Origin of the sequence: Halarchaeum acidiphilum MH1-52-1, from assembly GCF_000474235.1 — an archaeon.
In the GTDB taxonomy this organism is placed as follows: Archaea; Halobacteriota; Halobacteria; order Halobacteriales; family Halobacteriaceae; genus Halarchaeum; species Halarchaeum acidiphilum.
In genome coordinates, this window is the sequence record NZ_BATA01000002.1 from 63225 (window position 1) to 76796 (window position 13572).

Below are 13572 nucleotides of genomic sequence, written 5' to 3' on the forward strand. Positions count from 1 at the left end.
CGCCGACTCGGCGTGCCGTCCGCAAAAACCCCGTGGTCGGGCGGTCGCGCCCGGCGACGCGAGCTTTTTGTCCCCGGCCCGCGCTACTGGAGTCGTGGTCGATATCGCGAGCGTCGTCGCCGGCGCCCCCATCGACAGCCGGATCGTCAGGCTCGCCGTCGCGGTCGGATTGGGTCTCTTCCTCGGTCTCGAACGCGAGTGGTCGCAGAAGGCCGCGGGCATCCGGACGTTCGCGCTCATCAGCGTCCTCGGCACCGTCTTCACGACGTACGATCGGGCGATGTGCGGCGCCGACGGCGCCTGTCTCCCCCTCCTCTCGCTCGCCGGCGCGGGCTTCGTCGCCGTCCTCGCCACCGTCCTGATGCTGAACGGCCTGCGCGGACGGAGCGCCGGCGAGGACGCGAGCCTCCACCTCACGACCGCGGTGAGCCTGCTCGTCGCCTACGGCGTCGGCCTGCTCGTCGGTCTCGGCGACCTCCTCCCCGCCACCGTCGTCGCCGTCACCTCCTCGCTCCTCCTCGTCTTCAAGCGCGAACTCCACGAACTCGCGTGGGGGCTTTCCGCGGCGGAGTTGCGCTCCACGGCGGAGTTCGCCATCCTCGCCTTCGTCGTCTACCCGCTCCTCCCGCCGGGCACGTACACTCTCGGGAGCGGAACGTACAGCGTCGCCATCGAACCCCGCGTCGTCTGGCTGATGGTCGTCTTCGTCGCCGGCATCGGCATCGCGAACTACGCCGTCGTGAAGACCTACGGCGGCCGCGGCATCGCCGTCACCGGATTCTTCGGGGGGCTCGCCTCCTCCACGGCGGTCGTCGGGACGATGCTCGATCACGTCGCCGAGCGCCGCGAGGCCGTCGACTACGCCGTCGCCGGCATCCTCCTCGCGAACGCCGCGATGGCGCTTCGCAACCTCGTTATCGTCGCCGCGTTCACCCTCGGCTACCCGCGGGGGGCGCCGCTCGCCGTCGGCGTCCCGCTCGGCGTCGTCGCTCTCGGGAGTATCGCGCTCGCGTGGCGGGTCGCGGACTGGCGGACGAGCGTCGACATCGATCTGTCGAGTCCGTTCTCGATGCGCAACGCGCTCGGCTTCGGGCTGATCTTCCTCCTCATCGTCGCCGGGAGCGCGCTCACTCGCGCCTCCCTCGGCACCCTCGGCTTCTACGCGACGGCCGCCGTCTCCGGACTCGTTTCCTCCGCGGGCGCGACCACCTCCGCGGTCGTCCTCTACCGCACGGGCGAACTCAGCGCGCACGAGACGAGCGTCGCCGTCACGCTCGCCACCGCGGCGAGCATCGTCGTGAAAGTCGGTCTCGCCGCGACGAGCACGGATCGCGCGTTCGGCCGGCGCGTCGCGCTCGCCAGCCTCGGCCTGCTCGTCGTCGCGGGACTCGCCGACGCCACCGTCGCTCTCCTCTGAGCACTACTGTTCTCCCCCGCTCGGCTCCCCGACCCGGCATGGATCGGGACACCGTCGAACCCCGCATCGACTCGTTCCCCGGCGACGCCACCGACCGCGAGATCGAACTCGCGGTCTCGTTCCTCGAAGACGCGCTCGCCGATCCGCGGGTCGCGCGGGCCTGAGAGGGTGACGGTGGCGCGGAGAGTGACGGTGGCGCGGAGAGGGGGCTATCGGACGCGCGCGAAGTCGACGTTCCCGAACTGATCCGGGGCCAGTCCCTCCGTGGCGTAGACGTAGAGGGCGGTGCGGGCGATCGCGCCGAGGGTGACGCTCGCGAGGTACGCGAGGACGACGAGGACGACGCCGACGACGAGGGCGCCCTCGGTGCCGATCGCGGAGCCGACGCTCGACGCGCCGTAGAAGAGCGCGGCGCTGACGACGATCGCGGCACCGACGAATACCACGGTGATGAGACCGACGCCGAACCCGGCGCCAGCCGTCTCTCCCCACGTGTCCTTGAACGTCTCGCCGGAGCGCGAGATGGCGTCCGTGATACCGACGTCCTCGAAGACGATGACGGGGACGACGAAGTAGGTCAGGATCGACCACGCGACGCTGAACAGCCCCGCGAGGAGGTCGCCGACGACGCCGCTCTGGTTCTCGATCGCGCGGATCACGACGCCGACGGTCGCGGAGACGAGCGCCCACACGAGGATGGTGCCGACGTTCGCCCACGCGGCCGCGATCCCGCCGCGGAAGGTGGGCTCGCGGCCCTCGAAGGCTTCGCGGGTCTCGTGGACGAGACCGGCGGTGAAGAACGACGCGACGAACGTCGTCCCGACGTAGAGCGCGAAGAGGACGGCGTACAGTTCGAGACCGTCGCTCGTCCCGACGACGGAGACGACGCCGAAGAGGAGGGCGAGGTAGGCGAGACCGGCGACGCCCGCGACGAGCGGGAAGACGGCCAACTCGGGGTCGTCCCGGAGGACGCCGAGACCGTCCATCGCCAAGCCCCAGCCGGTCTTGAGGCGAGAGAGGAATCCCATGGACGTCCCTGACGGCGTCATCGCGTATAAAGGCCGCCGTGAGTGACCGAGCGGGAGAGCGACGGGGCAGGTGATACGAACCGCACGGGCCACGCGGGCAGCGTTCGCGCGAACGAAGTGAGGGAGGCGTGCTTTCGCCAGCGCGGCCTTCGGCCGCGCCAGCAAACGGTCCGTTAGTACTGGTAGCGCCGCCCTTCCTCCTCGTCCTGCGGGAGCCCCTGTCCGCCGGCGCCTCCCGCGCCCGCCATCTCGTCGTAGCTCATCCCCGCGAGATACTCGTCGTACGTCGCGTCGTACTCGCTGCGGAGGTTGAAGTCGAGTTTGCCGCTCTGCACGTAGGAGTCGAAGAGCGCGTGGATCGCGCGGCGGACGAGTTCGTCGGAGTCCTCGGGGTCGAGGGCGGCGACGAGCATCGCGAGTTCGGTGCGCGACTCGCGGTCGAGGGCGAAGCCGGCGTCCTTCAGGTCGCGGTTGGCGTCCTGCACGTCGTCGACGAGGTCGTCGAGGGTCATAGCGGGCGTTCGAGCGCCCGCGGCAAGGCGATTGGGGTTCGGTGCCGTCAGTGTCCGCCGTCGCTCCGGCGTCTCCGCGTCGGCCGTGTCGTCAGCCTGAAGCGCGCGCCGTCCGACGGGCACGTATGAGCGACGCCGACGCGACGGCCGACGAGGGCGGTGGCGACGGCCCGCGGGACTGTCTCCCCGCGGACGTCGACGCCGTGCGCGACGCGCTCGTCTCGTGGTACGAGGACGATCATCGCTCGTTCCCGTGGCGCGAGACGACCGACGCCTACGAGATTCTCGTCTCCGAGGTGATGAGCCAGCAGACGCAGCTCGAACGCGTCGAGACGGCGTGGCGCGAATTTCTGGATCGGTGGCCGACCGTCCACGACCTCGCGGCGGCCGAACGGGGCGACGTCGTCGGGTTCTGGACCGGCCACTCGCTCGGCTACAACAACCGCGCGCGCTACCTCCACGAGGCCGCCCGGCAGGTCGTCGAGGGAGCGGTCGGTCCGTCGGACCGACCGCACGGAGCCGGTGAAACCGGCGGAGGCGACGGCGAGTTCCCCGAGGAACCCGCTGAGCTGGCGGAACTGATGGGCGTCGGACCCTACACGGCGAACGCGGTCGCGTCCTTCGCGTTCAACAACGGGAACGCGGTGGTGGACACGAACGTGAAACGGGTACTGTACCGCGCGTTCGACGTCCCGGACGACGACGAGGCGTTCGCGGTCGTCGCGGGCGCGCTGATGCCGGATGGCGAGTCGCGCGTGTGGAACAACGCGATGATGGAACTCGGCGGCGTCGCGTGCGAGAAGGTCCCGTCGTGCGACGAGGCGGGCTGTCCGTGGCGCCGGTGGTGCCACGCCTACGAGACGGGGGACTTCACCGCGCCGGACGTCCCCACGCAGCCCGAGTTCGAGGGGTCGCGCCGGCAGATGCGTGGACGGGTCGTGAAGGCGCTCTCGAATCACGACGAACTGCCGCTGGACACGCTCGGGCCGAAGGTGCGTGTGGACTACACGCCGGACGGCGAGCACGGACGCGAGTGGCTTCGCGCGCTGGTGGCGGATCTCGCGGGGGACGGTCTCGCTGAACTCGAAGAACGCGACGGCGAGACGGTCGCGCGGCTGCGCTGAACGCGGCGCGCGAGCGGGACGGGGGACGTGACGTCTCCTCGCGGCGCGCGAACCCCCGGGCATGGTCGTCGCAGCGAACTGGTTCGCGATCGGAACGCCCGGATTCGAGCGCGTGGCGTGCGACCGCTCGCGTCACCCGCTCCCGCGGTCGGAGAGCGGTCCCCGCGACCGCGGTTTCGACAGTCGTTTAGGGGCGGGGACCTTCTCACCGCTAAATGGGTTCGTGTATCATTTGCGGCGCCTCCACGGATGGATACATCTGCGAGACGCACGAGGAGGACGTCGTTTTCGAGTTCCGCGGTTCCACGCCTGAACAGCTCACGCCGGGTCGGTACTATCAGGGTCACGTCGACGGGTTCGCCGAGTTCGGCGTCTTCGTCGACGTCGGCGAGAACGTCACCGGACTGCTCCACAAGAGCGAGATCCCGAAGCGCCTCGAGGCGCTCGGCTGGGAGCCCGGCGACACCGCCTACGTCAAAGTCGAGGACGTCCACGGCAACGGGAACGTCGATCTCGCGTGGTCGATCCGACAGTCCGAACGCGAGTTCCGCGGCCTGCTCATCGACGACCCGGACGCGCCGACGAACGCCGAGCTTCCCGCGGACGAGGAGGAGGCCCCGCCCGCGGCCGACGAGCCGGACGTCACGGAGGAGGCGGCGGAACGCGGCGAGGAAACGGGAGAGGAAGCCGCTGCGCCCGAAGGAGGCGAGGCGGAAGCAGAGACGGCCGCGGAAGCCGAAGAAGCGGGTGCGAGTGAGGAAGGTGTGGCCGAGGAAGCCGAAGAACCGGCGGCCGAGGAGGTCGTCCGGGTTCCGATCGACGCCCTCGAGGAGGAGGTCGGCGAGGTCGTCGCGGTCGAGGCCGAGATCACGGGCGTCCGGCAGACGTCGGGTCCGACGGTCTTCGAACTGACTGACGAGACCGGCACGGTCGACGCCGCGGCGTTCGTCGAAGCGGGGGTGCGCGCCTACCCCGAGGTCGAGGCGGGCGACGTCGTCCGGCTCACGGGCGAGATCGAGCGCCACCACGGCGAACTCCAGATCGAGACCGAGGACCTCGACGTGCTGACGGGCGGGGAGGCGGAGGCCGTCCACGAGCGCCGCGAGGCCGAGATCACGGAGCGTGCGAGCCCCGAGGACGAGACGCTGCTCGTGCAGGACACCGCGGTCGACGTCGTCCACGACGACCTCGTCGACGCCGCGACCGAGATCCGGCGCGCGATCATTCAGTCGCGCCCGGTCATCGTCCGCCACACCGCGGACGTCGAGGGGTACGTCGGTGGCGCCGCCATCGAACGAGCCGTCCTCCCGCTCGTCCGCGCCGAGCACACGGCGAGCGACGCCGAGTACCACTACGTCGATCGCCGGCCGCTCGACGACGGCTTCTACACGCTCGACGACGCCACGAAGGACGTCACCTCGATGCTGCAGGCCGCCGAGCGCCACGACGAGAAGCATCCGCTGTTCGTGCTCGTCGGCACGGGGAGCACGCGCGAGTCCACGGACGGGATCGGTCTCCTCGCGCAGTACGACGCGCCGACCGTCGCCCTCGACGGCGGCTACGCGGACGGCGAGGCCGCGGACGCCGCGAACGTCCTCGTCTCCCCGACGCAGCACGGCGACGACCCGGTCTCGACGGGCGTCCTCGCGACGCACCTCGCCGGCATCGTGAACGACGACGTCCGCGACGACCTCGCGCACCTCCCGGCCGTGCCGTTCTGGGCGGACACGCCCGACGTCTACGCGGAACTCGCCGGCGAGGCGGGCTACGACGCAGACACCGTCGAGAACGTTCGGGACGCGATCGCGCTCGAGGCGTTCTATCAGGCCTACGAGGACAAGCGCGAGATCATCGCCGACCTCCTCTGGGACGAGGCCCAGACGAGCCTCGTCGGCCACGTCGGCGAGCAGTTCCGCGAGAAGCTCGAGACGGAACTCGAGACCGCGGAGCCGCACCTCGACGCGCGCGACGCGGACGACGTGACGGTCGAAGTCCTCGACGTCGATCAGTACACGCACCGCTACGACTTCCCGCCGGTCGCGCTCCTGCTCGACGCGCTCTCCCGCGATCGGGCCGAGGGCGACTACGTCCTCGTCGGCGCGGACAGCGACGAGATTCGCGTGCGCTCGACGGGCGACGTGGACGTCCGCGCGGTCGGCGAGCGCCTGAAAGAGGAACTCCCCGAGGCCGGCGTCGTCCCGCGCGGCGCGGCGGACGGCCGGATCGAGTTCCTCAGCGGCGAGCGCGACGCGGTCGTCGACGCCGCGGTCGACGCGCTCGTCGCGCAGTTCTAGGGCCGGCAACGACACGCTTTTCGGGCGTAGCGCACTCGTAGTAGGTAATGAGTAGCGAGGTCGAGGACGGCGAGGACGCGGCGTTCGCGGCCGCCTGCGAGGCCCTCGTCTCGCGCATCCTCGCGGGCGAGGTCGGCGAGGACGACGTGGAATCGGCGAAGCTCGACGTCTGCTCGGAGCATTCAGTCGCGCGAGTGCCGAAACACACCGACCTGCTCGATCACGCGCCGGAGGGGCGCCGCGAGGAGCTAGAGGAAGTCCTCCAGCGCAAGCCCGTCCGCACCGCGTCGGGCGTCGCGCCGGTCGCGGTGATGACCAGCCCGCACCTCTGTCCGCACGGGAAGTGCCTCTACTGTCCGGGCGGTCCCGCGAGCGAGTTCGGGAGCGCGCAGTCCTACACGGGCCACGAGCCGGCGGCGGCGCGCGGCGAGCAGAACGACTACGATCCCTACGGGCAGGTGACGCTCCGGCTGAATCAACTCCGCGAGATCGGTCACCCCGTCGACAAGGTCGAACTCATCGTCATGGGCGGGACGATGACCGCGCGCAGCCACGACTATCAGGAGTGGTTCGTGAAGCGCTGTCTCGAGGCGCTGAACGATCACGACCTCGACGTCGAGCCGGCGCCCGCGGAGGGCGTCTCGTTCGCACAGGACAGAGAGGAGTACGATTTCTCGTACCTCGAAGACGTGAAGACGGGGAACGAGTTCGGGGACATCAGAAACATCGGGACGACGTTCGAGACGAAGCCCGACTGGTGCGATCCCGAGCAGATCGATCGCATGCTCGATCTCGGCGGGACGAAGGTCGAAGTGGGCGTCCAGACGACCTACGAGCGCATCAACCGCGAGATGCACCGCGGACACGGCAATCAGGCGTCGATCGACGCCAACCGCAATTTGCGGAACGCGGCGTTCAAGGTCGGCTTCCACATGATGCCGGGCCAGCCGGGGATGACCGAGCGGATGATCAGGGAGGACTTCCGCCAGCTCTTCGCCAGCCCGGAGTGGCGTCCCGACTACCTGAAGATCTACCCGACGCTCGTCGTGCGCGGTACTCGTGTGTACGACCAGTGGCGTCGCGACGACTTCGATCCCCTCCACAACGAGCAGGCCGCCGAGCTCGTCGCGCGCGTCATGAAGGACCTCCCACGGTACGTCCGCCTCCAGCGCGTCCAGCGCGACATCCCCGCGGACTTCATCGACGCCGGCGTCTGGAAGTCGAACCTCCGACAGCTCGCGTGGCAGAGGATGGACGAGCACGGCTGGGAGTGCGAGTGCATCCGGTGTCGCGAGGTCGGGATGAACGACGAGGAGCCGGAGAACGTCGAGATGGGGACGATCGAGTACGAGGCCTCCGGGGGCGCGGAGCAGTTCATCTCCTTCGAGGACTTCGAGAAGGACTTGCTCGTGGGCTTCGCGCGCCTGCGCTTCCCGGACGAGGTCGCCCGGCGCGAACTGGAGGACGCCGCGCTCCTGCGCGAACTCCACGTCTACGGGAACGCGGTCGGCGTCGGCGAGGAGAGCGGCGAGGGCGACCAGCAACACCGCGGCTACGGTCGGCGCCTCGTGCGCGAAGCCGAGGAGCGCGCCCGCGACGCCGGCTACGAGACGCTCGCCGTCATCTCGGGGATCGGCGCCCGGCAGTATTACAAGCGGAAGCTCGGCTACCATCAGGACGGGCCGTACGTGGTGAAGGACCTGTAGGGCCGGAAGCACAGCGAGCGGACGCGAGACGCGACTAGAGGGCGTGACGACGGTGACGTTGTGGGCGACTGGGAGGCGGTCGCGCCCGGCGTCGAAGCGGCGCGCCGATGCCGCCGTCGTTCGCGGGGAGGACGGGAGAGTCTCTCATCGATGACGCGAGGGTGGAGTCTTGCGTCAGGACTCGTTCGCGTCGGCCTGCGGGCGGAGGATGGCGTCGATGGTCTCGACGGCGGGGGCGTCGACGCCGTGTTCGCGGGCGTGACGGACGGCGCTCCCGTGGAGCGCGTCGAGTTCCATGCGTTTGCCGTGCGTGAGGTCGTAGTGGAGACTGGAATAGTTCTCCTCGTTGTCCATCGATTCCATGGCGTCGAGCCACTTCGTCACCGGATCCCAGCCGAAGCGGACGCCCTCCGCGTGCGCGATCGCGACCACCTCTTCCATGACGCGCCGGTAGAGGGCCCACGTCTCCTCGGTCGCGCGGATGTCACCGAACGGGTGGCGCGTGGTCGCGGTGAGACCCGCCTGCGCGCAGATGAGCGCGAACTTGTCCCAGAGCGTCGCGTGGACGTCCTCGGTGTAGTCGGCGCTCATGCCCGTCGCGGCCTCGCAGGCGCCGAGCAAGGCGTCGGCGAGCGCGGAGCGCTCGGGCGCGGGATCGTCGATGTCGTGGTATTCGGCGAAGACGATCTCGGCGGGGCCGCCCGTGTGCTCGACGACGCCGGGTTCCTTGATGGTGCTGAAGATGTAGGTGACGCCGCCCCAGACGCGCTCGGTGCCGACGACGTCCGCGAGGACGTCCTCGTTGTCGACGCCGTTCTGCAGGGAGAGGACGGCGGAGTCCGGACGCAACATCGCGTCGAGCGCCGCGGCGGCGTCCGCGGTGTCGAAGGACTTCACGCAGAAGAGCACGAGATCGACCTCGCCGACCGCCGTGGGGTCGTCCGTCGCGGGGAGGTCGACCGCGAAGTCGCCGGCGACGCTCTCGACGGTCAGCCCGTCCGATCGGAGGGCGTCGAGGTGCTCGCCGCGCGCGATCAGCGTCACGTCGTGGCCCTGCTCGGCGAGGCGGCCGCCGTAGTACGCGCCGACGCCGCCCGCGCCGTAGACTGCGATTTCCATGCGCGAGTCATCGGGGCGCGTCGGCAAAGAGGTACGGGACGACGCCGCCGTGCGGCGCTCGCGCTCTCGTCTCGCGGTGCCGTCGCGATCACAGTATAAAAGAGTGAGACCCTCCTACATCGGGTATCATGGACGAGAAACGGGAACTGACGAGCGTCGACCTCGTCGCCCTCACCGCGGAGCTGAACGGCTATTCGGGCGCGGTGGTCGATAAGGCCTACCTCTACGGCGACGACCTCGTCCGCCTGAAGATGCGGGACTTCGACGAGGGCCGCGTCGAACTCCTCGTCGAGGTCGGGGAGACGAAGCGCGCGAACGTCGCGCGCCCCGAGCACGTGCCGAACGCGCCCGGACGCCCGCCGAACTTCGCGAAGATGCTTCGCAATCGCCTCTCCGGGGCGAACCTCCACGAGGTCCGCCAGCACGGCTTCGACCGCATTCTCGAGTTCGAGTTCCGCCGCGAGGACCAAGACACCACCATCGTCGCCGAGCTGTTCGGCGACGGGAACGTCGCCGTCCTCGATCAGAACGGCGAGGTCGTCGACAGCCTCGAAACGGTGCGCCTGAAATCGCGGACGGTCGCGCCCGGGAGCCAGTACGGCTTCCCGCAGTCGCGCGTGAACCCCCTCGATCTCGACTACGAGGGATTCGCGGAGCGGATGCGCCAGTCCGACACCGACCTCGTGCGCACCGTCGCCACGCAGCTCAACTTCGGCGGACTCTACGGCGAGGAACTCTGCACGCGCGCGGGCGCGAGAAGACGAAGGACATCGCAGACGCCGACGAGGGGGAGTTCCGAGCGCTCTACGACGCGATGGAGCGCCTGCTTGAGGACGTACAGGCCGGACGCACGGACCCGCGGGTCTACTACGAGCGTGCGGACGGGGACGACGGCGACGAGGAGAACGGGGAGAACGCGGGGCGTCGCGTCGACGTGACGCCGCTCCCCTTAGAGGAGCGCGCGGACCTCGACGCGGAGGCGTTCGACTCGTTCAACGCGGCGCTCGACGACTACTTCACGAACCTCGAAACGGAGGTCGACGAGGGGAGCGAGGAAACGACGAGCAAGCCCCCCTTCGAGGAGGAGATCGCGAAACGCGAGCGCATCATCGAACAGCAGGAGGGCGCCATCGGGAACTTCGAGGAGCAAGCCGAAACGGAGCGGGAGAAGGCCGAACTCCTCTACGAGCGTTACGACCTCGTGGACGAGGTGCTCTCGACGGTTCGCGAGGCGCTCGCCGCGGGATACGGGTGGGACGACGTCGAGGAGCGCTTCGCGGAGGGCGAAGAGCAGGGCATCGAGGCCGCGGAGCACGTCGTCGGCGTCGACCCGGAGAACGGTCTCGTGCGCTTGCGCCTCGACGACCACACGATCGGTCTCGATCCCGAGGCGGGCGTCGAGCGCAACGCGGACGCCCTCTACAAGGAGGCGAAGCGCGTCGAGGAGAAGAAGGAGGGCGCGCTCGCGGCCATCGAGGACACCCGCGAGGAACTCGAACAGTGGAAAGCGCGCCGCGAGGAGTGGTCGGAGGAGGAGCACGAGGAAGCGAAAGCGGAGGAGGAGGAGGAGCCGGAGGAGATCGATTGGCTCTCCCGCGCTTCGATCCCGGTACGCAAACAGGAGCAGTGGTACGACCGATTCCGGTGGTTCCGAACGTCTGATGGCTTCCTCGTGATCGGCGGGCGGAACGCCGAGCAGAACGAGGAGATCGTCGAGAAGTACATGGACGGCTACGACCGCTTCTTCCACGCGCAGGCCCACGGCGGGCCCGTGACGGTTCTCAAGACGTCCGCGCCGAGCGAGCCGTCGCAGGACATCGAAGTGCCCGATTCCTCGCTGGAGGAGGCCGCGCAGTTCGCCGTCACGTACTCCTCCGTCTGGAAGGACGGCCGCGGCGCGGGCGACGCCTACATGGTGATGCCCGAGCAGGTGTCGAAGACCGCCGAATCGGGCGAGTACCTCTCGAAGGGGGGCTTCACGATCCGGGGCGACCGGACGTACTTCGAGAACACGCCCGTCGGCTGTGCGGTCGGTATCACTTGCGAACCCGCGACGCGCGTCGTCGGCGGCCCGCCGTCCGCGATCGAGGGGCGAGTGGAGACGACGGTCGCGCTCGAACCCGGGAAGTTCGCGCAGGGCGACGCCGCAAAGCGCGTCTATCGGCTCTTCCGCGAGCGCTTCGAGGACGAGTCGTTCGTCCGGAAGGTCGCCTCGCCAGACGAGATCCAGAAGTTCATGCCGCCGGGCGGGAGCCGGATCGCGGACGACTGAGAGGCTATCCGCGGCATCCGTCTCTCCGACCGCCACCGGCATGGTCTCGGCGCGCCATCGGTCGGTATGAGCGAATCACCGGTCGCCGTCGTGATCGGCTCGACGAACAACATCGGGCGCGCGATCGCCGAGCGGCTGTCGGCCGACGGCTATCACGCCATCGTCACGTCGCGCCACGGCGACGAGGCCGAGACCGTCGCGGACGCCTCCCGGGCGTGGGATCGGGATACGAGGTGGACGTCACCGAGCCGGCCGAGATCGAGGCGCTGTTCGAGCACGTCGAGGCGACGTTCGGACGGCTGGACGCCCTCGTGAACAACGTCGCCTACACGGCGAACGAGTCGATCCTCGACTGCGACCTCGAAACGTGGGAGAAGACGATCGACACGAACCTGCGGAGCTACTTCCTCTGCACGAAGCACGCAGCGCCCCTGCTGGCCGCGGGCGACGGCGGCGCGGTCGTCAACGTCACGGTGTCGAGCACGCGCGGACTCCCGGAGAAGTTCTCGTACATGACGTCGAAGGGCGGCGTCACGTATCTCACGCGCGCCGCGGCGCTCGATCTGATCGACGACGGGATCCGCGTGAACGCGGTCGGCTCGGGACTCATCGGGACGCCGGTCGGCTTCGAGGAGATGCACGAGCGCCCCTCGGAGATCGACCGGATCCCCGCCGGTCACCCCGGCGATCCCGCGGACGTCGCGGGCGCCGTCTCCTACCTCGTCTCGGACGACGCCGCGTACGTCGTCGGGGCGAAACTCGACGTCGACGGCGGACTGAACGCGTCGCTGTAGCAGTGCGCGAACAGCGCGGAAGCCCCCGCGCGCTCGATCGTCGGACTGGGACGCGCGAGTAGCAGAACACAAGGCCGCCCGCGCCCGATGACGAGCCATGCAGATCAAGGAGCGCGCGGCGCGCGAGGGCGGGCGCGAGGAACTCACGCTCGTTCCGGAGAGCCTCGACGACCTCTGGCACCTCGCGTACGTCCTCGAACCCGGCGATCGCGTGTCTGGCGACACGACGCGACGCATCCAGCGCGCCGACGACCAGATGCGCGACACGGGCGGGCAGCGCGAGCCGATGTGGATCGCCCTCGACATCGAGGACGTCGAGTTCCACAAGTTCGCGAACCGCCTCCGGGTGTCCGGCGTCATCGACGACTGCTCGCGCGAGGACCAACTCGGGCTTCACCACACGCTGAACGTCGAGGAGTTCGACGAGATCGCGGTCACGAAGCGTTGGAAGCCCGACCAGATCGAGCGCGTCGAGGAGGCCGTCGAGACGGCCGATCAGCCGGAGGTCGCGATCGCCACGATCGAGGAGGGCGAAGCGTACATCCACACCGTCCAGCAGTACGGCGTCGAGGAGTCCGGGACGTTCACGGGCACGACGGGGAAGGGCGAGTACGCTCGCGGGCGCGAGGAGCTGTTCGCCGAGTTGGGGCAGGCCGTAGAGCGGATGGACCCGGACGCCGTCATCCTCGCCGGCCCGGGGTTCACGAAGCAGGACGCCCTCGACTACTTCGACGAGCGGAACATGGACTTCGTGGATCGCGTCACGACCGTCGACACGTCCGCGGCGGGCGGACGCGGCGTCCACGAAGTGCTCAAGCGCGGCGCGGTCGAGGAGGTGCAGGCCGAGACGCGCATCGCCGAGGAGTCCGAACTCATCGACGAGCTGATGGAGCGCCTCGGGACGGACGAGCCCGTCGCGTACGGGATCGAGGAGGTGGCGAAGGCCGCGGACTTCGGCGCGGTCGAGACGCTGCTCGTCCTCGACGAACGCCTGCGAAAGGAGCGTGCCGACGAGGGCGACTGGGACGTCGACGTCAACGACGTCATCACGAGCGTCGAACAACAGGGCGGTGACGTGACGGTGTTCAGCCACGAGTTCGCGCCCGGCGAGCGCCTCCGGAATCTGGGCGGGATCGCGGCACTGTTGCGCTATCGGCTGAACTAGACCGTCGCGTCGAACTAGACCGTCGCGTCGAACTAGACCGTCGCGTCGAAGCCGCCGTCGCGGACGAGGACGCCCGACTGGGCGCGCTCGCCGTCCGGGAGCGCGCTCCCCGTCCCGAGGCCGAGGAACGTCGCCCGCATC

11 protein-coding genes and 1 pseudogene are annotated in these 13572 nt (G+C 69.5%); 9 read left to right on the plus strand and 3 right to left on the minus strand.

The features are described from left to right. The first annotated feature begins 94 nt into the window (after positions 1–94). Together AOZ13_RS00805 and AOZ13_RS15170 are read left to right on the plus strand one after the other, a co-directional pair. Positions 95–1417, plus strand: coding sequence for an MgtC/SapB family protein (locus tag AOZ13_RS00805; protein WP_020220583.1), 1323 nt, complete (start codon positions 95–97; stop codon positions 1415–1417). Positions 1418–1455: 38 nt separating this feature from the next. After that, positions 1456–1581 (plus strand): hypothetical protein, encoded by a 126-nt coding sequence (locus AOZ13_RS15170; RefSeq protein WP_020220582.1) that lies wholly within the window; start codon positions 1456–1458, stop codon positions 1579–1581. Between the two features lie 45 nt (positions 1582–1626). Here AOZ13_RS15170 and AOZ13_RS00810 read toward each other — a convergent pair whose 3' ends face one another. Together AOZ13_RS00810 and AOZ13_RS00815 are read right to left on the minus strand one after the other, a co-directional pair. Continuing rightward, positions 1627–2445 carry a DUF6159 family protein gene (locus AOZ13_RS00810; protein WP_020220581.1) on the minus strand — a complete coding sequence of 273 codons (819 nt, stop codon included), beginning with the start codon at positions 2443–2445 and terminating at the stop codon, positions 1627–1629. A gap of 173 nt (positions 2446–2618) precedes the next feature. Then, entirely contained in the window at positions 2619–2957 is a 339-nt protein-coding gene (locus tag AOZ13_RS00815; protein WP_021779546.1) for a hypothetical protein, read from the minus strand. Positions 2958–3082: 125 nt separating this feature from the next. Between AOZ13_RS00815 and AOZ13_RS00820 the strand changes: the two genes are divergently transcribed. From AOZ13_RS00820 to AOZ13_RS00830, 3 genes are all read left to right on the plus strand, one after another. Beyond that, positions 3083–4081, plus strand: a complete 999-nt coding sequence (locus AOZ13_RS00820; protein WP_020220579.1) for an HhH-GPD family protein — start codon at positions 3083–3085, stop codon at positions 4079–4081. A gap of 215 nt (positions 4082–4296) precedes the next feature. Then, positions 4297–6375 carry an OB-fold nucleic acid binding domain-containing protein gene (locus tag AOZ13_RS00825; RefSeq protein WP_020220578.1) on the plus strand — a complete coding sequence of 693 codons (2079 nt, stop codon included), beginning with the start codon at positions 4297–4299 and terminating at the stop codon, positions 6373–6375. 47 nt (positions 6376–6422) lie between these two features. Then, entirely contained in the window at positions 6423–8081 is a 1659-nt protein-coding gene (locus tag AOZ13_RS00830; protein ID WP_020220577.1) for a tRNA uridine(34) 5-carboxymethylaminomethyl modification radical SAM/GNAT enzyme Elp3, read from the plus strand. Between the two features lie 174 nt (positions 8082–8255). Here the strand turns inward: AOZ13_RS00830 and AOZ13_RS00835 are convergent, their stop codons facing one another. Beyond that, complete coding sequence (locus AOZ13_RS00835) at positions 8256–9200, minus strand: ketopantoate reductase family protein (protein ID WP_020220576.1); 945 nt, start codon at positions 9198–9200, stop codon at positions 8256–8258. Between the two features lie 128 nt (positions 9201–9328). Between AOZ13_RS00835 and rqcH the strand changes: the two are divergent. The 4 genes and pseudogenes from rqcH to AOZ13_RS00850 all read left to right on the plus strand — a co-directional run bounded on the left by rqcH (position 9329) and on the right by AOZ13_RS00850 (position 13431). Beyond that, positions 9329–11472 (plus strand): annotated as a pseudogene (gene rqcH, locus AOZ13_RS00840) (ribosome rescue protein RqcH). A 66-nt stretch (positions 11473–11538) separates the two neighbouring features. Further along, complete coding sequence (locus AOZ13_RS14100) at positions 11539–11787, plus strand: SDR family NAD(P)-dependent oxidoreductase (RefSeq protein ID WP_021779548.1); 249 nt, start codon at positions 11539–11541, stop codon at positions 11785–11787. Then, complete coding sequence (locus tag AOZ13_RS14105) at positions 11706–12266, plus strand: SDR family NAD(P)-dependent oxidoreductase (protein ID WP_159103057.1); 561 nt, start codon at positions 11706–11708, stop codon at positions 12264–12266. Before AOZ13_RS14100 ends, AOZ13_RS14105 begins: the two co-directional genes overlap by 82 nt. Positions 12267–12363: 97 nt before the next feature. Beyond that, complete coding sequence (locus AOZ13_RS00850) at positions 12364–13431, plus strand: mRNA surveillance protein pelota (RefSeq protein WP_020220572.1); 1068 nt, start codon at positions 12364–12366, stop codon at positions 13429–13431. Positions 13432–13572 lie beyond the last annotated feature (141 nt).

Coding starts and splice junctions, on each gene's coding strand:
- AOZ13_RS00810 (WP_020220581.1), bottom strand. CDS start 2,445: ATGGGATTCCTCTCTCGCCTCAAGACCGGCTGGGGCTTGGCGATGGAC.
- AOZ13_RS15170 (WP_020220582.1), top strand. CDS start 1,456: ATGGATCGGGACACCGTCGAACCCCGCATCGACTCGTTCCCCGGCGAC.
- AOZ13_RS00815 (WP_021779546.1), bottom strand. CDS start 2,957: ATGACCCTCGACGACCTCGTCGACGACGTGCAGGACGCCAACCGCGAC.
- AOZ13_RS00825 (WP_020220578.1), top strand. CDS start 4,297: ATGGGTTCGTGTATCATTTGCGGCGCCTCCACGGATGGATACATCTGC.
- AOZ13_RS00850 (WP_020220572.1), top strand. CDS start 12,364: ATGCAGATCAAGGAGCGCGCGGCGCGCGAGGGCGGGCGCGAGGAACTC.
- AOZ13_RS14100 (WP_021779548.1), top strand. CDS start 11,539: ATGAGCGAATCACCGGTCGCCGTCGTGATCGGCTCGACGAACAACATC.
- AOZ13_RS00835 (WP_020220576.1), bottom strand. CDS start 9,200: ATGGAAATCGCAGTCTACGGCGCGGGCGGCGTCGGCGCGTACTACGGC.
- AOZ13_RS00820 (WP_020220579.1), top strand. CDS start 3,083: ATGAGCGACGCCGACGCGACGGCCGACGAGGGCGGTGGCGACGGCCCG.
- AOZ13_RS00830 (WP_020220577.1), top strand. CDS start 6,423: ATGAGTAGCGAGGTCGAGGACGGCGAGGACGCGGCGTTCGCGGCCGCC.